Annotated in this window: 21 protein-coding genes; 19 read left to right on the top strand and 2 right to left on the bottom strand. The window is 66.0% G+C overall.

Features of this window, described 5'->3' with window-relative positions:
* Positions 1 to 298: 298 nt before the first annotated feature.
* Positions 299 to 943 carry a response regulator gene (locus BM031_RS12830; protein ID WP_091874965.1) on the bottom strand — a complete coding sequence of 215 codons (645 nt, stop codon included), beginning with the start codon at positions 941 to 943 and terminating at the stop codon, positions 299 to 301.
* A gap of 80 nt (positions 944 to 1,023) precedes the next feature.
* Positions 1,024 to 1,491, bottom strand: coding sequence for a universal stress protein (locus BM031_RS12825; protein ID WP_091874964.1), 468 nt, complete (start codon positions 1,489 to 1,491; stop codon positions 1,024 to 1,026).
* Between the two features lie 386 nt (positions 1,492 to 1,877).
* On the opposite strand from BM031_RS12825, the gene BM031_RS12820 reads away from it, so the two are divergent.
* From BM031_RS12820 to BM031_RS12735, 19 genes are all read left to right on the top strand, one after another.
* Positions 1,878 to 2,723 carry a protein phosphatase CheZ gene (locus BM031_RS12820; protein ID WP_091874963.1) on the top strand — a complete coding sequence of 282 codons (846 nt, stop codon included), beginning with the start codon at positions 1,878 to 1,880 and terminating at the stop codon, positions 2,721 to 2,723.
* Complete coding sequence (locus tag BM031_RS12815; protein WP_091874962.1) at positions 2,723 to 4,633, top strand: chemotaxis protein CheA; 1,911 nt, start codon at positions 2,723 to 2,725, stop codon at positions 4,631 to 4,633. The genes BM031_RS12820 and BM031_RS12815 overlap by 1 nt, the downstream gene beginning before the upstream one ends.
* 275 nt (positions 4,634 to 4,908) lie before the next feature.
* Positions 4,909 to 6,309: a 3-isopropylmalate dehydratase large subunit gene (gene leuC / locus BM031_RS12810; protein ID WP_091874961.1), complete on the top strand. Its 1,401-nt coding sequence runs from the start codon at positions 4,909 to 4,911 to the stop codon at positions 6,307 to 6,309.
* A 43-nt stretch (positions 6,310 to 6,352) separates the two neighbouring features.
* The gene (locus tag BM031_RS25080; protein ID WP_143084581.1) at positions 6,353 to 6,475 is read left to right on the top strand and encodes a lipoprotein; all 123 of its coding nucleotides are present in this window, start codon (positions 6,353 to 6,355) and stop codon (positions 6,473 to 6,475) included.
* Positions 6,476 to 6,514: 39 nt separating this feature from the next.
* Entirely contained in the window at positions 6,515 to 7,162 is a 648-nt protein-coding gene (gene leuD, locus BM031_RS12805; RefSeq protein ID WP_091874960.1) for a 3-isopropylmalate dehydratase small subunit, read from the top strand.
* Positions 7,163 to 7,178: 16 nt separating this feature from the next.
* A complete protein-coding gene (gene leuB, locus BM031_RS12800) occupies positions 7,179 to 8,249 on the top strand; it encodes a 3-isopropylmalate dehydrogenase (protein WP_091874959.1) in 1,071 nt (356 codons plus the stop codon).
* Positions 8,250 to 8,275: 26 nt separating this feature from the next.
* Positions 8,276 to 9,418, top strand: a complete 1,143-nt coding sequence (gene asd / locus BM031_RS12795) for an aspartate-semialdehyde dehydrogenase (RefSeq protein WP_091874958.1) — start codon at positions 8,276 to 8,278, stop codon at positions 9,416 to 9,418.
* A 292-nt stretch (positions 9,419 to 9,710) separates the two neighbouring features.
* Positions 9,711 to 12,761: a motility hub landmark protein FimV gene (locus BM031_RS12790; RefSeq protein WP_229408848.1), complete on the top strand. Its 3,051-nt coding sequence runs from the start codon at positions 9,711 to 9,713 to the stop codon at positions 12,759 to 12,761.
* Positions 12,758 to 13,558: a tRNA pseudouridine(38-40) synthase TruA gene (truA, locus tag BM031_RS12785; protein WP_091874956.1), complete on the top strand. Its 801-nt coding sequence runs from the start codon at positions 12,758 to 12,760 to the stop codon at positions 13,556 to 13,558. Before BM031_RS12790 ends, truA begins: the two co-directional genes overlap by 4 nt.
* A complete protein-coding gene (locus BM031_RS12780; protein ID WP_091874955.1) occupies positions 13,555 to 14,277 on the top strand; it encodes a phosphoribosylanthranilate isomerase in 723 nt (240 codons plus the stop codon). The genes truA and BM031_RS12780 overlap by 4 nt, the downstream gene beginning before the upstream one ends.
* Positions 14,252 to 15,496: a tryptophan synthase subunit beta gene (gene trpB, locus BM031_RS12775; protein ID WP_091874954.1), complete on the top strand. Its 1,245-nt coding sequence runs from the start codon at positions 14,252 to 14,254 to the stop codon at positions 15,494 to 15,496. The genes BM031_RS12780 and trpB overlap by 26 nt, the downstream gene beginning before the upstream one ends.
* Positions 15,497 to 15,545: 49 nt before the next feature.
* Positions 15,546 to 16,343 (top strand): tryptophan synthase subunit alpha, encoded by a 798-nt coding sequence (gene trpA / locus BM031_RS12770; protein ID WP_091874953.1) that lies wholly within the window; start codon positions 15,546 to 15,548, stop codon positions 16,341 to 16,343.
* Positions 16,344 to 16,536: 193 nt separating this feature from the next.
* Complete coding sequence (gene accD / locus BM031_RS12765; protein WP_091874952.1) at positions 16,537 to 17,409, top strand: acetyl-CoA carboxylase, carboxyltransferase subunit beta; 873 nt, start codon at positions 16,537 to 16,539, stop codon at positions 17,407 to 17,409.
* Between the two features lie 88 nt (positions 17,410 to 17,497).
* Entirely contained in the window at positions 17,498 to 18,796 is a 1,299-nt protein-coding gene (gene folC / locus BM031_RS12760; RefSeq protein ID WP_177207745.1) for a bifunctional tetrahydrofolate synthase/dihydrofolate synthase, read from the top strand.
* A 12-nt stretch (positions 18,797 to 18,808) separates the two neighbouring features.
* Positions 18,809 to 19,714 carry an SPOR domain-containing protein gene (locus tag BM031_RS12755; protein WP_091874951.1) on the top strand — a complete coding sequence of 302 codons (906 nt, stop codon included), beginning with the start codon at positions 18,809 to 18,811 and terminating at the stop codon, positions 19,712 to 19,714.
* A 16-nt stretch (positions 19,715 to 19,730) separates the two neighbouring features.
* On the top strand, positions 19,731 to 20,219 hold the full coding sequence (locus BM031_RS12750) for a CvpA family protein (RefSeq protein WP_091874950.1): 489 nt from the start codon (positions 19,731 to 19,733) through the stop codon (positions 20,217 to 20,219).
* Positions 20,220 to 20,274: 55 nt separating this feature from the next.
* On the top strand, positions 20,275 to 21,798 hold the full coding sequence (gene purF, locus BM031_RS12745) for an amidophosphoribosyltransferase (protein ID WP_091874949.1): 1,524 nt from the start codon (positions 20,275 to 20,277) through the stop codon (positions 21,796 to 21,798).
* A 7-nt stretch (positions 21,799 to 21,805) separates the two neighbouring features.
* On the top strand, positions 21,806 to 23,044 hold the full coding sequence (locus tag BM031_RS12740; RefSeq protein ID WP_091874948.1) for a cystathionine gamma-synthase family protein: 1,239 nt from the start codon (positions 21,806 to 21,808) through the stop codon (positions 23,042 to 23,044).
* A gap of 100 nt (positions 23,045 to 23,144) precedes the next feature.
* On the top strand, positions 23,145 to 23,879 hold the full coding sequence (locus tag BM031_RS12735) for a tetratricopeptide repeat protein (RefSeq protein ID WP_091874947.1): 735 nt from the start codon (positions 23,145 to 23,147) through the stop codon (positions 23,877 to 23,879).
* Positions 23,880 to 23,886 lie beyond the last annotated feature (7 nt).

Raw genomic sequence — 23,886 nt, 5'->3', positions numbered from 1 at the left:
ACTGTGGAGGCGAACCCCGCTGCAGGCTGGCTCACGCTGGGACTTGGATCGCAAGCAAGTCGAAACGCTGAATTCAGTATGCCAACACGAGTCCGGCACGGATATCAGCGAAGGCTGAATATGTAGGTAGGAGGGTTGTCAGGCTTGTAGGAATAATCCGACTACCTCGACAGTTTACAGAGAGAGAGAAGCAGGGCGGGCGGTGAGGCGGCGCGATGCCGGAGGGAAGCGGCTGGCGCCCCCCATGGCGGGGGAAAGTGGCACAAAAGCCGCGCCAAACTGTCTAAAACTTTTAAGCTTATGCCTTCATCGGCGACAACAGGCGGTGCGCCACGGCGTATTGCACCATCTCGGACAGCGAGGTCATGCCCATCTTTTGCATGATCCTGGTCTTGTGCGTACTGACCGTTTTGACTGACAGGTGTAGTCCATTGGCGATCTCGGTGATCGATTTCCCACCCACCAGGTGCGAAAACACCTCGAACTCCCGGTCAGACAATTGCTTGTGCAGCAACTGCTCATTGGGCGCCATGATGTTCAGGGCCAGCTGCTCGGCCACCTCGGTACTGATATAGGGGCGCCCCGAGGCCACCTTGCGGATCGCGCCCACCAGCTGGGTGCCCGCGCTTTCCTTGGTCAGGTAGCCCTGGGCCCCGGCGCGGATCGCGCGCACCGCATACTGCTCTTCCTCGTGCATGGTCAGGATGAGGATGGACAGCTTGGGCGCTTCGCTGCGCACCTGGCGGATCAGGTCGACGCCGCTGCGGCCCGGCATCGACAAATCGAGCAGCAACAGGTCGAAGCCGCCCTGGCGCACCTGGGCCAGGACTTCGAAACCATTGGTCGCTTCACCGGCGATCTCGATATCCGGTGCGCCATCGAGGATGCGCTTGAGCCCTTCGCGCATGATGGTGTGGTCGTCGGCAATGACAATGCGAATCATAATCTTCCTTCATGGTGAAAGCGACAATCTCAGGCTAGCACAAGTTCACCAAGGCAATTGTCGTGCTTTCGTCTGGTGGTTCAACCGGACGCCGGCTCGCTGATCAGGCGGTGCACCAGCACTGGCTTGGTCGTGTGCGACAACACTTTATTGGTGACACTGCCCAGCAGGAGCTGGCCCCAGCCGCTGCGGCCGTGCGAGCCCATGAAGATGAGGTCGCACCCTTCCTGCTCGGCGACGTCGACGATCTTGAGGGCCGCGGTGTCGGAAAACGCGGTCATGCACGCATGCTGCAGGTTGGCGCCGGCGCAGGAACGCATGATCTTGCCCATGTACTCTTCACCGAGGCGGCGCATCTGGGCCACGTACTCCTCTTCGCTGGGGTAGGAGGGCGGGATGATTTCCACGTACACCGGATACTGGTAATCGGGCGCGACGAACAGGGCCAGCACTTCCGCGCCCATTTGTTGCGCGAATTTGACGCCGGCGCAGGCCGTATGCTGCGACACGGCCGAGCCGTCGGTAGTAATCAGGATTTTGCGGTACATGATGACTCCTCCAATGGCCACGCCATTCTGGGGCGTCCGGGACGTGGCAGTGATTGCAAGAACGCAAACTGTTGAGCTCGATCAAACTTCTTTGCCTTATTCCAGTGCACGACAACATCGGTTCAACGGCGGCTACGTTACGAAAAACAACACCTGGCTTGTGTAAACACTCAGGAACCGGGGCATTTAATTGTCGCGGAATTAAGTTTCGCTGTCCAATTTGTTGCAGCGCCCTCGCCGAGATTTACCTACGGCAACCACGCTGCTACACTCCCATGCAGACTTGAACCATCCGTCTTTACCGCCGCCGCGCGGCCGGATGGTCGCACGACCGACCGAATTGCAACGCTCATTGCGAACTTATACACCATGGAGAAGCTGGGATTATGACTGACGCCGCTGACGATTTCGACGCCTTATTCGAGGAAGTGGCGGCGCAGCGCGCCAGCGCGCCCGCCGCCCCGGCGCCTGCGCCTGCGCCCGCCGCCGTCGCCGATGAAGACGACCTCGAATCGCTGTTCGACCAGGTGGCGGCCAGCGCCGCACCGGTCGTGGCAGCCGCCCCCGCCGCTGCCGCAGCCCCTGCTGCCGCTGCAGCGCCTGCCGCCAGCGGCGAACCCGAGAATGGCATGTTCGAACGCCTCGGCGGCATCGTGCGCCTGCTGCACGACTCGCTGCGCGAACTGGGCTACGACAAGGCGCTGACCGAGGCTTCGTCGGCCATCGTCGACGCCCAGGACCGCCTGGAATACGTCGCCTCGCTGACCGAGCAGGCCGCCAACAAGGTGCTCAACACCCTGGACGAAGGCATGCCGGCCCAGGACCTGCTGTCTAAGCAGGCCAAGGACATGGAAAACCGCTGGGGCGATCTGTTCTCGGGCAAGCTGAGCCTGGACGAGTTCAAGGCCCTGGCCGGCGACTCGCGCCAGTTCGCCGCCGCCGTCAACGTAGCGACCGAAGCCGAGAAGGCGCGCCTGCTCGAGATCATGATGGCCCAGGACTTCCAGGACATCACCGGCCAGCTGATCAAGAAAGTGGTCAAGATCACCCAGACGGTGGAATCGGAGCTGGCGCAGCTGCTGCGCGACAACGCTCCGGCCGACCTGAAGGAAAAGCTGGCCAGGAAAGAAGCCCCGCCTGCCGCTGAACCGCTGATGCAGGGCCCGTCGGTGCCGGAAGCGGCACTGGACCAGGACAACGTTGACGACCTTCTCGCCGATCTGGGATTCTAATGGACGATATGCTCAAGGACTTCGTCGTCGAGGCGATGGACCTTGCAGTAAATGTTGAAGAACATTTGCTGCGCCTCGAACGCGATCCGGAAAACAAGGAAACGCTCAACGCGGTGTTCCGCTCCTTCCACACGATCAAGGGCGGCGCCGGCTTCATGGGCCTGCCGGCACTGGTCGCGGCCTGCCACCTGACCGAAAACCTGTTCGACGCACTGCGCACCGGCGAAGCGCCGGTGACCCCGCTGGCGATCGAAGCGGCGCTCGAAGCCTCGGGCTTCGTGGCCGACCAGCTCACTGACCTGAACAACGGCACCCCGCCGGAAGGCCTGGCGCAAATGCCGGAAGCGCTCGAGCGCATCCTGACCGATGCGATCGAAGGCAAGGGCAAGCAGCCCGCTGCCGCGCCTGCACCGGCGCCGGTGGCTGCTGCCCCTGCTGCCCCTGCAGCGCCTGTCGCCGCGACAGCAGCACCGGCCGCGCCGCTTGCCGGCGCCGATGGCCTGGACTGGGTCGGCATGTTCAACGCCGTGGTGCCTGCCAGCGCCGCGATCGCCGCCGGCTCGGCGCCGGCCGCCGTTGTTGCCGCCGCTCCGGTGGCCGACACGCCGGCCGCTGCCGCCGCCGCACCGGCTGCCGCCGCGACGGCCGGCCGTCCCGCCGGCTGGGATGGCGTCGACCGCCGCCAGCAGGACAAGGTCGCCGACGCGCGCGCCGCCGCCGCGCCGGCCAAGGACGAAAGCATCCGTATCGATGCGGTCAAGCTCGACGCGCTGCTGGAAGTGGCGGGCGAATCGGTGCAGGCCGCCAACCAGGCCGCCGTGCTGCTGGAACGCCTGCAGCAGTTCAAGTTCGAAGGCCAGGCCGCCGTGTTGATGGCGACCCTGACCGAAACCCTGGAACGCGCCTCGCGCTATTCGGCCGAACTGCAGCGCGCCACGCTGGCGACCCGCATGCAGCCGGTGGGCCGCCTGTTCCAGAAATTCCCGCGCCTGGTGCGCGAGCTGGCCAAGGACCTCGGCAAGGACGTCGAACTGACCATCGAAGGCGCCGAGACCGAAGTCGACCGCGTCGTGGTGGACAGCCTGTACGACCCGCTGGTGCACATGCTGCGCAACGCGCTCGACCACGGTGTCGAGTCGCCCGAAGAACGCGTCGCCGCCGGCAAGCCGGCCAAGGCTTTCATTTTGCTGAAAGCATGGCAGGAGGCGAACAGCGTCATGATCGTGCTGCAGGACGACGGCAAGGGCATGGACCCGATCAAGCTGCGCAAGAAGGCGGTCGACAAGGGCCTGATCGGCGAGAACGGCGCCCCGAACGACGACGACGCCTACCAGCTGGTGTTCCTGCCGGGCTTCTCGACCAAGGAAGTCGCTTCCTCGGTCTCGGGCCGCGGCGTGGGCATGGACGTGGTCAAGACCGCGGTGGAGAAGAACCGCGGCGCGATCCGCATCGATTCCTCGCTCGGCCACGGCACCAAGTTCGCGATCCGCCTGCCGATCGAACTGTCGATCGTGCCGACCATGCTGGTGTCGACCTCGAGCGCCTCGCTGGCGCTGCCGATGGCCGTCGTCGAGCGCGTGGTGGAACTGCCGGAAGAGTTCCAGTGCGTGGGCGGCGCCCCGGTGCTGAAAGACCAGGGCCGTCCGCTGCCGGTGCGCTCGCTGGCCCTCGCGCTGGGCTACGAAGCCTGCTCGGAACGGGTCGGCATCGTCATCAACGCCCCGCAGCCCTACATCCTGGCCGTGGAAGCGGTGGATGGCACGGCCGACCTGGTGATCAAGCCGATGACGGCGCTGTCGGTGGAAGGCATCACCGGTACCGCACGTTCGGCCGAGGGCGAACTGGTGCTGGTGGTGGGCCTGTCCTTCCTGATGGATGGCTCCCGCAGCACGGTGCGCCTCGCTGCGTAGGGTGGTCGGCTTTGCCGACCGCGCGTCCAGCCACACGTGACGCAGTGCGCAATACGCACCATCCGCGTGTACGGTGACAAAAGCGCATACAAAAGCCTGTGCAGGTCGCACAGGCTTTTTTTATTTGCATCCTGAGTTGTATATGCAAATATAATTTGCACGGTTTGGCATTGATTGGCAGAAAAATGCGTTGCCCCCTCTTGGTGCGGCAGTGCACAATTATGGCATAATCAAAAACCGTCCCCGCATAAGGGACCGCGCTTACCGGACCAACCATGCAAAAAACGCTCTACGACAAACTCTGGGATTCCCATGTCGTGCGTGCCGACGCCGATGGCACCACTGTCCTCTATATCGATCGCCACCTGGTACACGAAGTGACCAGCCCCCAGGCCTTCGAAGGCCTGCGCGAAGCCGGGCGCGGACTATGGCGCACGTCCGCCAACCTGGCCGTGGCCGACCACAACGTGCCGACCACCGACCGGGCCCACGGCATCGCGGACCCGACCTCGCGCCTGCAGGTCGAGACCCTGGACAGCAACGCGAAAAGCTTTGGCCTGACCTATTTCAACATGAACGACAAGCGCCAGGGCATCGTCCACGTGATCGGGCCGGAGCAGGGCGCGACCCTGCCGGGCATGACGGTGGTTTGCGGCGACTCGCACACCTCGACCCATGGCGCCTTCGGCTGCCTGGCGCACGGCATCGGCACCTCGGAAGTCGAGCACGTGCTGGCCACCCAAACCCTGCTGGCCAAGAAATCGAAATCGATGCTGGTGCAGGTCGACGGAGACTTGCCGCCAGGCGTGACCGCCAAGGACATCGTGCTGGCCGTGATCGGCGTCATCGGCACCGCCGGCGGCACCGGCTACGCGATCGAATTCGGCGGCTCGACCATCCGCGCGCTGTCGATGGAAGGCCGCATGACGGTCTGTAACATGGCGATCGAAGCGGGCGCGCGCGCCGGCATGGTCGCGGTGGACGACACCACCATCGATTACGTCCAGGGCCGTCCGTTCTCGCCGAAGGGCGCACAGTGGGAGCAGGCCGTCGCCTACTGGCGCACCCTGCACACCGACGAAGGCGCGGCCTTCGATACCGTGGTCAAGCTCGATGCCGCCAGCATCCGCCCGCAGGTCACCTGGGGCACCTCGCCCGAGATGGTCACCTCCGTGGACGGCCGCGTGCCCGACCCGCGCGACGAAACCGACGCCGTGCGCCGCGGCGCCATCGAGAAAGCCCTGGCCTACATGGACCTGGCGCCGAACACCCCGATCGACCAGATCCGGATCGACAAGGTCTTCATCGGCTCCTGCACCAACTCGCGCATCGAAGACCTGCGCGCCGCAGCCGACATCGTGCGCGGCCGCCAGCGCGCCCCCAACGTCAAGCTGGCGATGGTGGTGCCGGGTTCCGGGCTGGTGAAGGAACAGGCCGAGCGTGAAGGCCTGGACCGCATCTTCCTCGACGCCGGCTTCGAATGGCGCGAGCCGGGCTGCTCGATGTGCCTGGCCATGAATGCCGACCGGCTCGAGCCGGGCGAGCGCTGCGCCTCGACCTCGAACCGCAACTTCGAAGGACGCCAGGGGCAGGGCGGCCGTACCCACCTGGTGTCGCCCGCGATGGCGGCGGCGGCGGGGATTGCCGGCCACTTTGTCGACGTACGCGCACTTTGAAGCGTTAATACCGTTTTAACCGTAACACTGAACCAGGAACATCATGAAAAAAGTCATCGCCCTCCTACTCACCGCCATCGTACTCACCGGCTGCAACACCATCTCGGGCATCGGCCGCGATGTGCAGAAGGTCGGCCAGGTCGTCACCGGCGCCGGCGGCAAGTAATCAACGAACAGGCTGCACGCGCAGCGAGAGGGGCACGATTTGGATAAATTCACCGTACACGAAGGCCTGGTGGCGCCGCTGGACCGCGCCAACGTCGACACCGACGCCATCATCCCCAAGCAGTTCCTGAAATCGATTCGCCGCACCGGCTTCGGCCCGAACCTGTTCGACGAATGGCGCTACCTGGATCACGGCGAGCCCGGCCAGGAATGCACGGATCGACCGGTGAACCCGGACTTCGTGCTGAACCAGGCGCGCTACGCGGGCGCCTCGATCCTGTTGGCGCGCAAGAACTTCGGCTGCGGCTCCTCGCGCGAGCACGCGCCCTGGGCCCTGCAGCAGTTTGGCTTTCGCGCCATCGTCGCGCCGAGCTTCGCCGACATCTTCTTCAACAACTGCTACAAGAGCGGCCTGCTGCCGATCGTGCTGTCCGAAGAAGAGGTCGAAGGCCTGTTCCAGGCGGTGCAAGCGAACCCCGGCTTCACGCTGGTGGTCGACCTGGAACAGCAGCGCATCGGCACAGCGGATGGCAGCGTCTCGCACGGCTTCGCCATCGACGACTTCCGCAAGTTCTGCCTGCTGAGCGGCCTGGACGACATCGGCCTGACCCTGCGCCACGCCGACGAGATCCGCACATTCGAACAAGCTCACCTGGCTGCCCAGCCGTGGCTCGCCAACACGATTTGAAAATACAAGGGACCGCATGAAAATCGCAATCCTGCCGGGTGACGGCATCGGCCCGGAAATCATGAACGAAGCGGTCAAGGTGCTCAATGCCCTGGGCGAACCGTTCGAGCTGGAGACCGCGCAGGTCGGCGGCGCCGGCTACGCGGCCCACGGCCATCCGCTGCCGGACGGCACCCTGAAGCTGGCCAAGGAGGCCGACGCGGTGCTGTTCGGCGCCGTCGGCGACTACCAGTACGACAAGCTGGAACGGGCGCTGCGTCCCGAGCAGGCCATCCTCGGCTTGCGCCGCGAGCTCGGCCTGTTCGCCAACCTGCGCCCGGCCATCCTGTACCCGGAGCTGGCCGGCGCCTCCACGCTCAAGCCCGAAGTGGTGTCGGGCCTGGACATCCTGATCATCCGCGAACTGACGGGCGACATTTATTTCGGCAAGCCGCGCGGCGTGCGCGAATGCCCGGACGGGCCGTTTGCGGGCCAGCGCGAAGGCTTCGACACCATGCGCTACGCCGAAGGAGAGATCCGCCGCATCGCCCACGTGGCCTTCCAGGCCGCGCGCAAACGGAGTCGCCGCGTGACCAGCGTCGACAAGGCCAATGTGCTGGAGACCTTCCAGTTCTGGCGCGACATCGTCACCGAGGTGCACCAGGAATACCAGGACGTCGAACTGGAACACATGTACGTCGATAACGCCGCCATGCAGCTGGTGCGCGCGCCAAAGAAATTCGACGTCATCGTCACCGGCAACATGTTCGGCGACATCCTGTCCGACGCCGCCGCCATGCTGACCGGCTCGATCGGCATGCTGCCTTCGGCCTCGCTGGACGCGAACAACAAGGGCCTGTACGAGCCTTCGCACGGCTCGGCCCCGGACATCGCCGGCAAGGGCATGGCCAATCCGCTGGCGACCATTTTATCCAGCGCGATGATGCTCAAGTTTACGTTTGGCCGCCTTGAGCAAGCCGACCGTATCGAGAACGCGGTCAAGCGCGTGCTGGCCCGAGGCCTGCGCACGCCGGACATTTACGAAGCAGGCACCATCAAGGTCGGTACCGAAGAAATGGGCAATGCCGTCGTCGCGGCGCTTCAATAGAATATTTTTACAAGCTGAGGGATGATATGAAATTAGTAGGCCTGGTAGGTTGGCGCGGCATGGTGGGTTCGGTCCTGATGCAGCGCATGCAGGAAGAGGGCGATTTCGACCACATCGAGCCGGTGTTCTTCACCACCTCGAACCCGGGCGGCGCCGCGCCGAAGATGGCGAAGAACGAGGCCAAACTCAAGAGCGCGACCGACATCGCCGAACTCTCCAAGTGCGAGATCATCATCTCCTGCCAGGGCGGCGACTACACCAGCGACGTGTTCCCGAAACTGCGCGCGAGCGGCTGGAACGGCTACTGGATCGACGCCGCATCGACCCTGCGCATGAACGACGACGCCGTCATCGTGCTCGACCCGGTCAACAAGGAAGTCATCAAGAACGCCATGTCGCGCGGCGTGAAGAACTTCATCGGCGGTAACTGCACCGTGTCGTGCATGCTGATCGGCCTGGGCGGCCTGTTCGAGCAGGGCCTGGTCGAGTGGATGAGCTCCATGACCTACCAGGCCGCTTCCGGCGGCGGCGCCCAGCACATGCGCGAACTGCTGACCCAGTTCGGCACCATCAACGGCGCCATCAAGCCGCTGCTGGACGACCCGGCCTCGGCCATCCTCGAGATCGACCGTACCGTGCTGGCGACCCAGCATGGCCTGAGCGCGGACGAAACCAAGCAGTTCGGCGTGCCGCTGGCCGGCAACCTGATCCCGTGGATCGACAAGGACCTGGGCAACGGCCAGTCGAAGGAAGAGTGGAAGGCCGGCGCCGAGACCAACAAGATCCTCGGCCGCGGAGAGGGCTTTGCCGGCAAGGGTGACGCAAACAAGGCCATCCCCGTGGACGGCTTGTGCGTGCGCATCGGCGCCATGCGCTGCCATTCGCAGGCGCTGACCATCAAGCTGACCAGGGATGTTCCGCTCGATGAAATCAACGACATCATCGCGTCGCACAACCAGTGGGTGAAGGTGGTGCCGAACACGCGCGAAGCCTCGATGCGCGAGCTGTCGCCGGCCGCCGTCACCGGTGGCTTGACGATTCCGGTGGGACGCCTGCGCAAGATGTCGATGGGCGACGACTACCTGTCGGCCTTCACGGTCGGCGACCAGCTGCTGTGGGGCGCGGCCGAGCCGCTGCGCCGCATGCTGCGCATCGTGCTGGACAAGTAAGACGACCTGCGCCGGACGGGCCCGCTCCCGTCCGGACGCGGGGCTGGAAACGGCATGTTGGCAGCTTTGCCATAGCTGCTGCAATTATGCCAAGCGCTTGTAATCAAACGCTATCAAAGCGGGCCCGGATCGGCGATTATGGCCACACATCCCCATGTCCTGCACGACCGATGTGCGTGGGAGGCTTGCATGCTCCAAAGCATGATGTTATGTTGAGACTCCCCGGGCGTTTCTTGCTTAGAGCCAACTATCTTCACTGCCAATTATGTCCTTTTCCCATCGTCCTGCGCTTATGGCGTTTGCACTGAAAACCGTCAATGCGGCCGTGGCAAGCGCCGTGCTCCTGGCGCCTGCGGCTTCGGCTGCCGGCCTGGGGAAGCTGACGGTGCTGTCGGCCCTCGGCCAGCCGCTGCGCGCCGAGATCGAACTGACGACGACCGCCGGCGAAGATGTCTCCAGCCTGGCAGTGAAACTGGCGTCCCCGGAAGCCTTCCGCACGGCGAACATCGAATTCAACCCGGCGCTGCTGTCGCTGCGCTTCAATGTCGAGCAGCGCGCCGGCCGCCAGTTCATCCGCGTGACCTCCTCGCAGCCGCTCAACGAGCCTTTCGTCGACATGCTGCTCGAGCTGTCGTGGAATAACGGCCGCCTGGTACGCGAGTACACCTTCCTGCTCGACCCGGCCGAGTTGCGCGCGACCCAGCCGGCCCAGCTGGCCGCCGAGAGCCAGCGCCCGGCCGCCGCCGCAGCGCCAGCCCCGGCGCGCGCCGCCGCGCCGCAGCCTGCCGCGCCGGTCGCCCAGGAGCCACGCCGCGACACCCCGGCCGCCGCACCGGCCTCGCGCGCCGACGCAGGCGCGTCGTCGAACTACCGCGTACGCCAGGGCGATACCCTCGGCAAGATCGCGTCCAAGCTGCGTCCTGCCGACATCTCGCTCGACATGATGCTGGTGGCCCTGTACCGCGCCAATCCGGACGCATTCATCGGCAATAACATGAACCGCCTGAAGTCGGGCCAGATCCTGTCGGTGCCCGATGCCGACAGCCTGCGCGGCACTGGCGAGGGCGAAGCGCGCGGCATCGTGGTGGCCCACGCGGCCGACTTCAACGCCTACCGCAACAAGCTGGCGGGGCAGGTCGCCAACGCCGCGCCGCAGCGCACCCCGCAGGCCGGCCAGAGCGCGGCCGGCAAGATCACCGCCAAGGTCGAGGAACGCCCGACCGCGGCCAACGAATCGCAGGACCAGCTGCGCCTGTCCAAGGCCACCCAGGCCACGACCGGCGCGCAGGGCACGAACGCCAATGCCGAAGACGCGATCGCGCGCGAGCGCGAACTGGCGCAGGCACAGGCGCGCGTCAAGGAGCTCGAGCGCAACGTCAACGAGCTCGAAGAGATGATGACGGTGAAGAGCCGCTCGGGCACCGAGGTGCAGGGCGCCGCGGCAGCCGGTGCGGCCGGCGCCGTCGCCGGCGCGGCGGTCGACACCCCGGCGGCCCCAAGCGCCAAGCCGGCCGAGAAGGCCAAGCCGAAACCGGCGAAGAAGCCGAAGCAGGAAGAGAAAAGCTTCGCCGACACGCTGATGGACAACATCAACTACATCGCCGGCGGCGCCGCCTTGCTGCTGCTGGCCGCGCTGGCCGCCTCGCGCCGCAAGAAAAAGAAAGACGGCGGCAAGTCCATCGTCGCCGAGCCTTCGGTGCTGGGCGTGCCGAACCAGGCCGCGCACTCGCTGTTCGCGGAAGCGGGCGGCCAGAGCGTCGACACCAGCAACAGCGTGTTCAATTCCAGCTTCGCACCCTCGGCCTCGCAGCTCGACACCAATGAAGTCGACCCGGTGGCCGAAGCCGACGTCTACATCGCCTACGGCCGCGACGCCCAGGCCGAAGAGATCCTCAAGGAAGCGCTGCGCACCCATCCGGAACGCCATCCGGTGCGCCTGAAGCTGCTCGAAATCTATGCGGCCCGCAAGGACCTGCGTGCCTTCGAGACCCAGGCCAGCGAGCTGTATAGCCTCACCCGCGGCCAGGGCGACGAATGGGCCCAGGCCGCGGCGCTGGGCCTGGGCATCGACCCGGCCAATCCGCTGTACGCCAGTGCCAACGGCGCGGCGCCCGTGACCCCGGCGCCAAGCCCGCAGGAACGCGACCAGCAGTCGCTGCTGTCGGCGCAGCTGGAAGACGCCTTCCGCGGCGGCGCGCCGGCGGCAGGCCTGGGCGCCGCTGCCGTGGCCGGCGCGGCCTACGCGTCGATGGACGACGACCGTTTCGACGCCACCGCGCTGCCGGCCGCCGCGCCGGTCGCGGAGCAGCGCCAGGACGACAACTCGCTCGACTTCGACCTCGGCGGCCTGAGCTTCGAACCGGTCGGCGGCAGCGAGCCGGTCGCGATGGCGGCCCCCGATACCCAGGACGAGACCGCCGTGCCGGACCTCGATTTCGCGCTCGACCCGGTGACGCATGCCGACCTCACGGCGGCGCCTGCGCCAAGCAGCGAGGAGCCGTTCGACCTGGCCTTCGACATGAGCTTCGGCGAAGAGGAAGCCGCGCCCCAGCCTGACGCGCGCGAGACCGCCCTGGCGGCGCAGCACGACGCCGGCATGGCCGGCCTGGCCGCCGACTTCGACCTGCCGCCGCTGCCTGCCGTGGAAGAGCACACGCCGGCCAGCGGCGAAAAAGATCCGCTGTTCGACCTCGACGCGATGGACTTCGGCCTGCCGGCCACCCCGGCAGCGCCGGCTGCCGTGGCCGAGGCAACCCCGTTCCACGAAGAGGTGCCGGCCATCCGCGGCGCCCCGGCGGCGGCCAGCCTGGCGGACGATCCGCTGTTCGACCTCGACACCATGGACTTCGGCAGCCCGGGCGAGGCATCGCCTGCCGCCCCGGCGCCGGCAGCGGTCGAGTCGTTCGACTTCGATGCGCCGCCAGCCATTGCTGCCGCACCGGTGGCCGATGACAGCGTCGACTTCGACCTGGCGCCAGCCGGCGGCGAAGACCCGTTCGCCCTGCCCGAAGTGCCGGCCATCGCCCCGGCGAATGCAGCGGCGCCGACGCCCGGCGTGCCGCTCGAGCCGTCCTTCGACCTGAGCGACATCGACCTCGACCTGCCATCGCTGGACCAGCCGGCCGCGGGCAGTGACGCAGGCCTGGCCGATGCCGGCGAAGCGCTCGAGCCGGCTGCGCTCTCGCCCGAGCACATGGAAATGGAAACCAAGCTCGATCTCGCGCTCGCCTACCAGGAAATCGGCGACAAGGAAGGCGCGCGCGAATTGCTCGATGAAGTCATCAAGGGTGGCAGCAGCGAACAGGTGAGCAAGGCCAGCGCGATGCGCTCCCTGCTCGCGTGAGGCGCATCGCCCTCGGTATCCAGTACGTAGGAACGGGCTGGAACGGCTACCAGAAGCAGCCCGACCGCAACACGGTGCAGGACCGCCTCGAGATCGCCCTCGAGAAGTTCGCCTGCACCCAGCTGGCCACCACCTGCGCCGGCCGCACCGATACCGGCGTGCACGGCATCGAGCAGGTGATCCACTTCGATACCGAACTCGACCGCAAGATGGAAAGCTGGGTGCGCGGCGTGAACACCTTCCTGCCCGAGACCATTGCGGTGCGCTGGGCGCATGACGTCTCCGGCGGCCTGGATGGCCAGGATTTCCACGCGCGCTTCTCGGCGCGCGCGCGCACCTACCACTACGTGCTCTACAACCACCCGACGCCGTCGGCGCTGCTCAGCGGCCGGGCCGGGTGGACCTTCCGTCCGCTCGACGTGGACCGGATGCGCGAAGCAGCCCGCCACCTGCTGGGCGAGCACGATTTCTCGGCCTTCCGCGCCTCCAGCTGCCAGGCCAATACCCCGGTCAAGCTGATGCACGAAGTGAGCATCCAGCGCTTTGGCGACGTGATCGTGTTCACGGTGCGCGCCAGCGCCTTCCTGCATCACATGGTGCGCAACATCGTCGGCTCGCTCATCTATGTCGGCATCGGCCGCCAGCAGCCCGGGTGGATGCTGGAAGTGCTGCAGAGCCGCTCGCGCGACGTCGCCGCGCCCACCTTCATGCCGGACGGCCTGTACCTGGCCAGGATCGATTACGATCCAAGGTGGGGACTGCCGCAGGAGCCGGCGTCGCCGCTACCGTGGCTATGAGCCACCAGGAAACCGCCATGCACCGTACCCGTATCAAGATCTGCGGCATCACGCGCGAAGAAGACCTGCGCGCGGCCGTCGCGCTTGGCGCCGATGCGCTGGGCTTCGTGTTCTACCCGAAGAGCCCGCGCAATGTGACGCCGGAGCAGGCGGCCCTGCTGTGCGCCGCGCTGCCGCCGTATGTCAGCGCGGTGGCGCTGTTCGTCAACCCGACGCTGGGCGAGGTGAGAGCGGTGGCGCAGCGCATGCCGCTGTCGCTGATCCAGTTCCACGGCGACGAAACGATGGACGCATGCGCGGCCATCGCGGCCGCGGTAGCGCGGCCGTATGTGCGGGCCTTCCGCGTCCGGCCCGACACGACCGCAGGCGAGCTGCTAGAATATGAGCGTGCAAACCGCGCCGCCAGTCCCTGGTTCTCGGGTGTCCTGCTCGATACTTATGTGGACGCGTATGGTGGCGCTGGAAAGGTCTTCGATTGGTCTCTCATCCCAAAAGAGCTCGCGCCTCGGGTCGTTTTGAGTGGTGGCTTGAACGTACAAAACGCGACTGACGCGGTGGTACGTGTACGTCCTTTCGCGGTCGACATCAGCAGTGGCGTCGAAGCGCAGAAAGGCATCAAGGATGCCCGCAAGCTCGCCGAATTCATCGGCGCGGTGCGGGCGGCCGACGCCACCATTTCGAGCGAGACATCCCATGAAAGAATTACCGACCCGCGCTAACGGCGCGCTGTTCAAGACCACCGATTATCAGCTGCCCGACACCAGCGGCCACTTCGGCCCCTACGGCGGCAGCTTCGTCGCCGAGACCCTGTCGCACGCGCTTGGTGAACTGAACGAAGCCTACGCGCGCTACGCGCAAGACCCCGAATTCCTCGAAGAATTCCGCTACGAGCTGGCCCACTTCGTCGGCCGCCCGTCCCCGGTTTACCACGCCAAGCGCTGGTCCGAGATCGCCGGCGGCGCGCAAGTGTTCTTCAAGCGCGAAGACCTGAACCACACCGGCGCGCACAAGATCAACAACGTGATCGGCCAGGCCCTGCTGGCGCGCCGCATGGGCAAGCAGCGCATCATCGCCGAAACCGGCGCCGGCCAGCACGGCGTGGCCACCGCCACCATCTGCGCCCGCTTCGGCCTGGAATGCGTGGTGTACATGGGCAGCGAAGACGTCAAGCGCCAGGCCCAGAACGTTTACCGCATGAAGCTCCTCGGCGCGACCGTGGTGCCGGTGGAATCGGGCTCGCGCACCCTGAAGGACGCGCTCAACGAGGCCATGCGCGACTGGGTCACCAACATCGAGAACACCTTCTACATCATCGGCACCGTGGCCGGCCCGCATCCTTACCCGATGATGGTGCGCGACTTCCAGTCGGTGATCGGCGAGGAATGCCGGGTGCAGATGCCGGCCATGACCGGGCGCCAGCCCGACTACGTGGTGGCCTGCATCGGCGGCGGTTCGAATGCGATGGGCATTTTTTACCCGTATATCGACGAGCCGGGCGTGAAGCTGGTGGGCGTCGAGGCGGCGGGAGAGGGGCTCGATTCGGGCAAGCACGCGGCCTCGCTCACGGCCGGCTTCCCGGGTGTGCTGCACGGCAACCGCACCTACCTGCTGCAGGATGCGAACGGGCAGATCATCGAGACCCATTCGGTGTCGGCTGGCCTGGATTACCCGGGCGTGGGGCCGGAACACGCGTGGCTGAAGGATTCGATGCGCGCCCAGTACGTGTCGATCACCGACGACGAGGCCCTGAAGGCGTTCCACGACTGCTGCCGCATCGAAGGGATCATTCCGGCGCTGGAGTCCTCGCACGCGATCGCGTACGCGGTGAAGCTGGCCGCCACGCTGCCGAAGGACCAGCTCATCCTGGTGAATTTGTCGGGCCGCGGCGACAAGGACATGCACACGGTGGCGGAGAAGATGGGGCTGGATTTCAGCTGACCGTTTTTTTCTCCGCTCTCCCGTGAACCCAATTTCCTGAAAGAACCGCATGTCCCGTATCGCATCGACCTTTGCCGCCCTCAAGGCGCAGAACAAGACCGGCCTGGTCACCTTCATCACCGCCGGCGACCCGGCCCCCGAGCTGACGGTGCCGCTGATGCACGCGCTGGTCGCGGGCGGCGCCAACGTCCTGGAGCTGGGCGTCCCGTTTTCCGACCCGATGGCCGAGGGCCCGGTGATCCAGCGCGCCTGTGAACGCGCGCTCAAGTTCGGCATCGGCCTGCCCGACGTCTTCAACTTCGTGCGCGAGTTCCGCCAGACCGACACCACGACCCCGGTCGTCCTGATGGGCTACGCCAACCCGATCGAGCGCATCGGCCCGGACAACTTCATCCGCTGCGCCAGGGAAGCAGGGGCCGACGGCGCGATCGTGGTCGACTACCCGCCCGAAGAATGCGCCGCCTTCGCCGACGCCATGCGCGCCAACGGCCTGGACCTGATCTTCCTGCTGGCCCCCACGTCAACCACGGCGCGCGTGCAGCAGGTGGCCCGCTATGGCAGCGGCTTCAGCTATTACGTCTCGTTGAAAGGCGTGACGGGCTCGGCCGCCATCGACACCGCCGACGTGGCGCGCCGCGTGGCCGCGATCCGCGAGCACGTCAAGCTGCCGATCGGCGTGGGCTTCGGCATCCGCGACGGCGCCACCGCCCGCGCGGTGGCCGAAGTGGCCGATGCGGTGGTGATCGGCAGCCGCATCATCCAGGAGCTCGAATCGGTGCCGCCGGAACAGGCCGTGGCAGCGGTGCGTACGTTTACCGCCGGCATCCGCAGCGCCCTGGATAGCTGAGTAGAGCGTCTCGTGCAGGGTGGCCGGCTCCGCCGGTCACCCTACTTTAACGCAACGCAGCGTCCTTTTTGCGGCCCAGCAAACAGGTCATCAATGATGTCGAATCGCCAATTGTCAGCCTGCTACGATTCGACAAGCGGCACGCTTGCGGCTACACTACCGCCACCTCGAAGAACTGCCGCAAGGAGAAAAGATGAGTTGGCTAGAAAAACTGCTGCCCCCACGGATCCAGCGCTCCGATGCCGCCAACCGCAAGACCATGCCGGAAGGCCTGTGGGTCAAGTGCCCGTCGTGCGAGGCGGTGCTGTACCGCGCCGACCTGGATGCGAACCAGCACGTTTGCCCGAAATGCGACCATCACATGCGCATCCGCGCCCGCGCGCGCCTCGATGGCCTGCTCGATGAAGGCGGACGCTACGACATCGGCCAGGAAACCCTGCCGGTCGATACCCTGAAGTTCAAGGACAGCAAGAAGTACCCGGACCGCCTCAAGTCGGCCATGGAAGCCACCGGTGAAACCGATGCGCTGATCGTCCAGGGTGGCTCCATCATGAGCCTGCCGGTGGTCGTGGCCTGCTTCGAATTCGAATTCATGGGCGGCTCGATGGGTTCGGTCGTGGGCGAACGCTTCGTCCGCGGCGCCCAGGTGGCGCTGGAGCAGAAGGTGCCGTTCATCTGCATTACCGCCACCGGCGGCGCGCGCATGCAGGAAGGCCTGCTGTCGCTGCTGCAGATGGCCAAGACCACCGCGATGCTCACCAAGCTGTCGGAAAAGAAGCTGCCGTTCATTAGCGTGCTGACCGACCCGACCATGGGCGGCGTCTCGGCCTCGTTCGCCTTCATGGGCGACGTCGTCATCGCCGAACCGAAGGCCCTGATCGGCTTCGCCGGCCCGCGCGTGATCGAGAACACCGTGCGCGAAAAGCTCCCTGAAGGCTTCCAGCGCGCCGAGTTCCTGGTCCAGAAGGGCGCCGTCGACATGATCGTCGACCGCCGCAAGATGCGCGAAGAAATCGCGCGCCTGCTGGCCCTGCTGCAAAACCAGGCCGTCGAAGTCCTCGCCTGATCCCGCAGCCATCCCTGTTTCCGGTGTGCGGCGCCCCAGGCGCTGCACACGCGTGCCCCGCGCACCCATCCTGACGTCCCCACGCCCCATGCCAAACCTCCCGACCACCTTGCCCGACTGGCTGGCGCTGCTCGAGTCACGCCACGCCGAAACCCATATCGACATGGGCCTGGACCGCGTCCGCGCTGTCAAGGAACGCCTCCAGCTGGCCTTCAGCTGCCCCGTGATCATGGTGGCCGGCACCAACGGCAAGGGCTCGACCTGCGCGATGCTGGAGGCCGTGCTGCTGCAGTCCGGCTACCGCGTGGGCCTGTACATCAAGCCGCACTTCCTCGACTTTAACGAGCGCGCCCGCATCAACGGCGAGATGGCCAGCGACGCAGCCCTGGTCGCGGCCTTCGGCGCGGTCGAGGCGGTGCGCGGCGAGGTCTCCCTGACCTACTTCGAATTCACCACGCTGGCGATCATGCACCTGATCGCGCAGGCCGGCGTCGACGTCGCCATCCTCGAAGTGGGCTTGGGCGGGCGGCTCGATGCGGTCAACGTGGTCGACGCCGACGTGGCGATCGTCACCAGCGTCGACATCGACCATACCGACTACCTGGGCGACACGCGCGAGAAAATCGGTTTCGAAAAAGCCGGCATCTTCCGCGCCGGGAAAACCGCGATCTGCAGCGACCCGGTCGCGCCGGCCTCGCTGGTCAAGCATGCCGACGACGTCGGCGCCGACCTGTGGCTGATCGGGCGCGATTTCAACTACCAGGGCGACCAGCAGCAGTGGAGCTATGGCGGGCGCGGCCAGCGCCGCAATTCGCTGGCCTATCCGGCCCTGCGCGGCGCCAACCAGCTGCTCAACGCCTCGGCCGCGCTGGCCGCGCTCGAGGTGCTGCGCATGCAGCTGCCCTGCGGCGCGCAGGAAGTGCGCGCGGGCCTGGCCATGGTCGAACTGCCGGGCCGCTTCCAGGTGCTGCCGGGCCGCCCGACCCAGGTGCTGGACGTGGCGCACAACCCGCACGCCAGCGCAACCCTGGCCCAGAACCTGGGCAATATGGGCTTCCACCGCTTTACCTATGCGGTGTTCGGGATCATGGAAGACAAGGACATCGAGGGCGTGATCGCCCCGATGCGCGAACTGGTCGACCACTGGTGCGTGACGCCGCTGCCGTCGCCGCGTTCGGCCGATACCGCCCAGCTGGCGCAAAAGCTCGAGCAATTGCGTCCCGCAGGGGCCAAGGAGGGCGATTTTTCGGTCACCGCCTTCGCCTCGCCGGCCGACGCCTATGCAAACGCCGTGAGCCGTGCAGGCGAGAATGATAGAATTGTGGTCTTTGGCTCGTTCTATACGGTCGCCGGCGTCATGGCGGCCCGCAAATCCTCTCTTCACTGATAACAGAAACGCATGGGCTTGTTCTCGTTCGGTAGCAAAAACAAGCAAGACACTGTCCAGGACAGCGGCCACTTCGTCAAGGACGACGACGCCGCCTACGGCCAGCAGGCCCGCGCCAAGCGCGCGTCCAACGCCGGTGCGCCGGAGCGCCGCAGCCGCCCGGTCGACCCGATCCTGCCCGAGAAGAAGCGCGCCCGCCGCCGCCTGGTCGGCGCCATCGCGCTGGCCCTCGCCGCCGCGGTCGGGCTGCCGATGCTGCTCGACTCCGAGCCCAAACCGCTCGGCGCCGACATCGCCATCAACATCCCGTCCAAGGACAAGGCGGCCGCGCTGCCGGTGCCGGCCGCCGCCACCGTCGACAGCGGCGAGGAAATCATCGATCCGGATTCCGCCGCCGCGTCGGACGAGCCGATCGCCGCCCCGCCGGCCGACCCGCCGCCGCTGCGCACCGTCGACACCACCCGCGCCGCGCCGATTCCCGTGCCACCGCCGCCGAAAATCGAGCCGAAAATCGAGCCGAAGCTCGAACCCAAGCCGGAACCGAAACGCAAGCCTGAGCCCGAGGCCACGCACCCGAAGGTCGCCGACCTGGCGCCGAAAAAAATCGAGCAGCCGGCCGCCAAGCCGCCGGTGCCGAAGGACGATGCCGCCCGCGCCACCGCCATCCTGGAAGGCAAGCCGGCCGTGAAGGCCGAAGGCCCGGCCCAGAAATACGTGGTGCAGGTGGCGGCGCTGGCGACCCAGGAAAAAGTGACCGAACTGCAGGGCCGCCTGCGCGCGGCGGGCGTATCCTCGTTCACCGAAAAGTCGGGAGACCTGATCCGCGTGCGGGTCGGCCCCTACAGCAAGGAAGAGGGCGAGAAGATCCGCTCGAAACTGATCGCCATGGGCCTGTCGGGCAGCATGGTCCCGCTCTGATGCAAGGTTCGGCGGCGTGACGATTTTCGATTACCTGGTCCTGTTCGTCCTGGTTTCGTCGGTCGTCATCTCCACCTTGCGCGGGCTGGTCAAGGAAATCCTGTCGCTGCTGGGCTGGGTCGTGGCCTTCGTGGTGGCCAATGCCTACGGCGCGCAGCTGGCGCCCATGCTGCCCGATCTGCTGCCGGGCGAAGCGTCGCGCCTGATCGCGGCCTACGTGGTGCTGTTCCTGGGCGTGCGGATTCTCATGGGCCTGCTGTCGCTGGCGATCGGGGCCCTCATCACCGCCGCCGGCCTGAGCCTGGCGGACCGGGGCCTGGGTGGACTATTCGGACTGGCGCGCGGCATTGTAATCGTGCTCGCCGCCGTCATATTGAGCGGGATGACTTCCATCCCGCAACAGGATTTCTGGAGAAATGCGCTGCTCTCGCCGATGGCGGAAACCGGCGCGCGAACGGTCAAGCCTTTCCTCCCGGCTGCGCTTTCGCAGCACGTCAGATTTTGATGTATTTGTACTCGACAATTTTGTAATCAGGCAGTCCAGCTTTTAGGAGCGCACCATGTGTGGCATCGTCGGCGTCGTCTCGAACAATCCCGTCAACCAGCTCTTGTACGACGCGTTGCTGCTGCTGCAGCACCGCGGCCAGGATGCTGCGGGCATTGCAACCAATCACAGCAGCATGTTCTCGATGTATAAGGCCAATGGCCTCGTGCGCGACGTGTTCCGCACCCGGAACATGCGTTCGCTCCAGGGCAATACCGGGATCGGCCACTGCCGCTACCCGACCGCAGGTTCGTCGAGCGAGGAAGAAGCGCAGCCTTTCTACGTCAACGCCCCGTTCGGCATCACCCTGGCCCACAACGGCAACCTGACCAACCAGGCCCAGCTCAAGGATGAGCTGTTCCGCAACGACCGCCGCCACATCAACACCGATTCCGATTCGGAAGTGCTGCTCAACGTGCTGGCCCATGAAATCCAGGAAGCGGCCGATGGCTTCAACCTCGACAAGGATGCCGTGTTCAAGGCGGTGGCCGCGGTGCACCGCCGCGTGCGCGGCGCCTACGCCGTGGTGTCGCAGATCGCCGGCCACGGCATGCTGGCCTTCCGCGACCCGTTCGGCATCCGCCCGCTGTGCCTTGGCATGAACGAGGGCGAGCACGGCACCGAATACCTGGTGGCCAGCGAATCGGTGGCCCTCGAAGGCCTCGGTTTCCGCTTCGTGCGCGACATCGCGCCGGGCGAGGCGATCTTCATCACCAACGACGGCACCCTGTACGAGCAGCAGTGCGCCGAGAACCCGTCGCTGAACCCGTGCGCCTTCGAGTACGTGTACCTGGCGCGCCCGGACTCGGTGATCGACGGCGCCTCGGTGTACGCGACCCGCCTGCGCATGGGCGAATACCTGGCCGACAAGATCCGCCAGGAGATCCCGATCGAAGAAATCGACGTGGTCATGCCGATTCCCGATTCCTCGCGCCCGGCCGCGATCCAGCTGGCGCTGAAGCTGGGCATCGAGTACCGCGAAGGCTTCATCAAGAACCGCTACATCGGCCGCACCTTCATCATGCCCGGCCAGGGCATGCGCAAGAAGTCGGTGCGCCAGAAGCTCAATGCCATCGTCTCGGAGTTCAAGGACAAGAACGTGCTGCTGGTGGACGATTCCATCGTGCGCGGCACCACCAGCCGCGAGATCGTGCAGATGGCGCGCGACGCCGGCGCGCGCAAGGTGTTCTTCGCCTCGGCCGCGCCGCCGGTGCTGTACCCGAACGTGTACGGCATCGACATGCCGACCCGCGACGAGCTGATCGCCCACGGCCGCACGGTGGAAGAAGTGTGCGCCGAGATCACCGCCGACCGCCTGGTGTACCAGGACGTCGACGCCCTCAAGCGCGCCATCTCGGACGTCAACCCGGCCCTGACCAACTTCGAGGCTTCGTGCTTCGACGGCGTGTATGTCACCGGCGACGTCACCCCCGAATACCTGGACCGCCAGGAATCGGCGCGCCACAGCCCGAAGAAGAACCAGGTCGAAGACCCGGTGCGCACCCAGCTGAACCTGAACTCGCCGGCCACCGCGGAGTAAGCCACGCATGAGCGACACCAAGTACGGTTTCACCACCACCATCGTGCACAACGACCGCCGCAAGACGGTCGAGCAGGGTTCGCTGCACAAGCCGGTGCACACCTCGGTCGCCTTCGGCTACAACGATGCGCGCCAGCTGGCCTCGGTCTTCCAGGGCAAGGAGCCGGGCTTCCGCTACGGCCGCCAGGGCAACCCGACGGTCAGCGCGCTCGAGGACAAGATCAGCAAGATGGAAGACGGCGTCGGCACGCTGTGCTTCGCCACCGGCATGGGCGCGATCGGCGCGCTGTTCCAGGCGCTGCTCAAGTCCGGTGACCATATCGTGTCGTCGTCTTTCCTGTTCGGCAATACCAACAGCCTGTGGCAGACGGTGGCGGGGCAGGGCGTCGATGTCGCCTTTGTCGACGCCACCGCGGTCGCCAACGTGGAGGCGGCGCTCACGCCGCACACGCGCATGGTCTTCGTCGAGACCATCGCCAACCCGCGCACGCAGGTGGCCGACCTCGCGCGCATCGGCCAGCTGTGCCGCGAGCGCGGCATCCTGTACGTGGTCGACAACACCATGACCACGCCTTACCTGTTCCGCCCGAAGGCGGTCGGCGCCGGCCTGGTGGTCAATTCGCTGACCAAGTCGATCGGCGGCCATGGCAATGCGCTGGGCGGCGCGCTGACGGACACCGGCCTGTTCGACTGGAGCGCCTACCCGCACATCGCGCCGAACTTCCGCAAGCAGCCGCCGCAGGCCCAGGGCCTGGCCCAGCTGCGCGCCAAGGCACTGCGCGACTTCGGCGCGGCCCTCGGCCCGGAAGCGGCCCACCACATCGCGGTGGGTGCGGAAACGCTGGCGCTGCGCATGGAGCGTACTTCGTCCAATGCGCTGGCGTTGGCGCGGATGCTGGAAGCCGATGAACGGGTGGCCGCGGTCCACTACCCGGGCCTGGCTTCGCACCCGCAGCACGGCATCGCGCAGGAGCTGTTCCGGACGGGCGGTTCGCTGCTCAGTTTCGAGCTGGTCGATGCCATCGACTGCTTCGACTACCTGAACCGCCTGCAGCTGGGCATCCCGGCCAGCAACCTGGGCGACACCCGCACCCTGGTGATCCCGGTGGCGCACACGATCTTCTTCGAGATGGGCGCCGAGCGGCGCGCCAGCATGGGCATCGCCGAGTCGCTGATCCGCGTCTCGGTGGGCATCGAGGATACCGAGGATCTGCTGGCGGACTTCCGCAACGCGCTGGACGCGTAAAGACGACGGCAGCCCAGGGCTGCCGTTTTTGTTTCAGCCGTTGAGTACTGCGCCGGATTGCCGCTATCATGGACATTCCTTCTCTTACCTGACTGCTTCCATGAAGACCACGCTGTTCTGCCTTTCCCTCTTGTTGTGCGGCTCCGCCTTCGCCGGCGAGCTGGAAGACGCCAACGCCCTGTTCGCGAAGAAGGACTACGCCGGGGCAATGAAGCTCTATACCAAGCTGGCCAATGCCGGCAACGCTGACGCGCAGCAGGCGCTGGGCCAGATGTACTGGTATGGCGAAGCGGGGCAGGTGGATGAGGCCAAGGCCGAGGCGCTGTTCAAGAAGGCGGCTGCCAAGGGCAACAAGGTGGCGGTGGCCTCGCTCGAGCTGATGGACCAGCGCGTCAAGCGCCGCAAGGACATCGACTACTGGATCAAGGGCTACGACGGCGAAGATTTGAAATCGGGCGAGTTCCGCTGCGTGGCGCCGCGCATCCCGGCGATGTCGAAGATCAATGCCGACATCGACCGCATCGGTGGCAACGTGACGGCCTGGCAGGATTGCTACAACAAGTACGTCACCAACCTGAACGCCGCCATGCCGCTGACCAAGCGGATTCCCGCCGATATCGCCAAGCTGATGACCAAGGAAGAGACCGAGAAGTCGACTGCCTACCTGGAGCAGGTGCAGGCGAACCTGAACGAAGAGGCGAAGGTGAGTTCGAAGCTGGTGCTGGCCGATTTCGCCGCGTGGCGTTCGGCGACCGAGGCCTATGTGGCAGAGCACAATGAAATGGTGAAGTCTGCCAAGAAGGACTCGCACTGGAAGGACAACAAGATCCAGTAAGGCGCGG

It is taken from the genome of Massilia yuzhufengensis (assembly GCF_900112225.1).
Classification (GTDB): domain Bacteria; phylum Pseudomonadota; class Gammaproteobacteria; order Burkholderiales; family Burkholderiaceae_D; genus Telluria; species Telluria yuzhufengensis.
This window is presented reverse-complemented; position numbering and strand designations above follow the sequence as displayed.

Bases quoted from the DNA above. Each gene is read 5' to 3' on its own strand.
- BM031_RS12830 (WP_091874965.1), bottom strand. From the start codon at position 943: ATGATTCGCATTGTCATTGCCGACGACCACACCATCATGCGCGAAGGG.
- BM031_RS12825 (WP_091874964.1), bottom strand. From the start codon at position 1,491: ATGTACCGCAAAATCCTGATTACTACCGACGGCTCGGCCGTGTCGCAG.
- BM031_RS12820 (WP_091874963.1), top strand. From the start codon at position 1,878: ATGACTGACGCCGCTGACGATTTCGACGCCTTATTCGAGGAAGTGGCG.
- BM031_RS12815 (WP_091874962.1), top strand. From the start codon at position 2,723: ATGGACGATATGCTCAAGGACTTCGTCGTCGAGGCGATGGACCTTGCA.
- leuC (WP_091874961.1), top strand. From the start codon at position 4,909: ATGCAAAAAACGCTCTACGACAAACTCTGGGATTCCCATGTCGTGCGT.
- BM031_RS25080 (WP_143084581.1), top strand. From the start codon at position 6,353: ATGAAAAAAGTCATCGCCCTCCTACTCACCGCCATCGTACTCACCGGC.
- leuB (WP_091874959.1), top strand. From the start codon at position 7,179: ATGAAAATCGCAATCCTGCCGGGTGACGGCATCGGCCCGGAAATCATG.
- asd (WP_091874958.1), top strand. From the start codon at position 8,276: ATGAAATTAGTAGGCCTGGTAGGTTGGCGCGGCATGGTGGGTTCGGTC.
- BM031_RS12790 (WP_229408848.1), top strand. From the start codon at position 9,711: ATGGCGTTTGCACTGAAAACCGTCAATGCGGCCGTGGCAAGCGCCGTG.
- BM031_RS12780 (WP_091874955.1), top strand. From the start codon at position 13,555: ATGAGCCACCAGGAAACCGCCATGCACCGTACCCGTATCAAGATCTGC.
- trpB (WP_091874954.1), top strand. From the start codon at position 14,252: ATGAAAGAATTACCGACCCGCGCTAACGGCGCGCTGTTCAAGACCACC.
- trpA (WP_091874953.1), top strand. From the start codon at position 15,546: ATGTCCCGTATCGCATCGACCTTTGCCGCCCTCAAGGCGCAGAACAAG.
- accD (WP_091874952.1), top strand. From the start codon at position 16,537: ATGAGTTGGCTAGAAAAACTGCTGCCCCCACGGATCCAGCGCTCCGAT.
- folC (WP_177207745.1), top strand. From the start codon at position 17,498: ATGCCAAACCTCCCGACCACCTTGCCCGACTGGCTGGCGCTGCTCGAG.
- BM031_RS12755 (WP_091874951.1), top strand. From the start codon at position 18,809: ATGGGCTTGTTCTCGTTCGGTAGCAAAAACAAGCAAGACACTGTCCAG.
- purF (WP_091874949.1), top strand. From the start codon at position 20,275: ATGTGTGGCATCGTCGGCGTCGTCTCGAACAATCCCGTCAACCAGCTC.
- BM031_RS12740 (WP_091874948.1), top strand. From the start codon at position 21,806: ATGAGCGACACCAAGTACGGTTTCACCACCACCATCGTGCACAACGAC.
- BM031_RS12735 (WP_091874947.1), top strand. From the start codon at position 23,145: ATGAAGACCACGCTGTTCTGCCTTTCCCTCTTGTTGTGCGGCTCCGCC.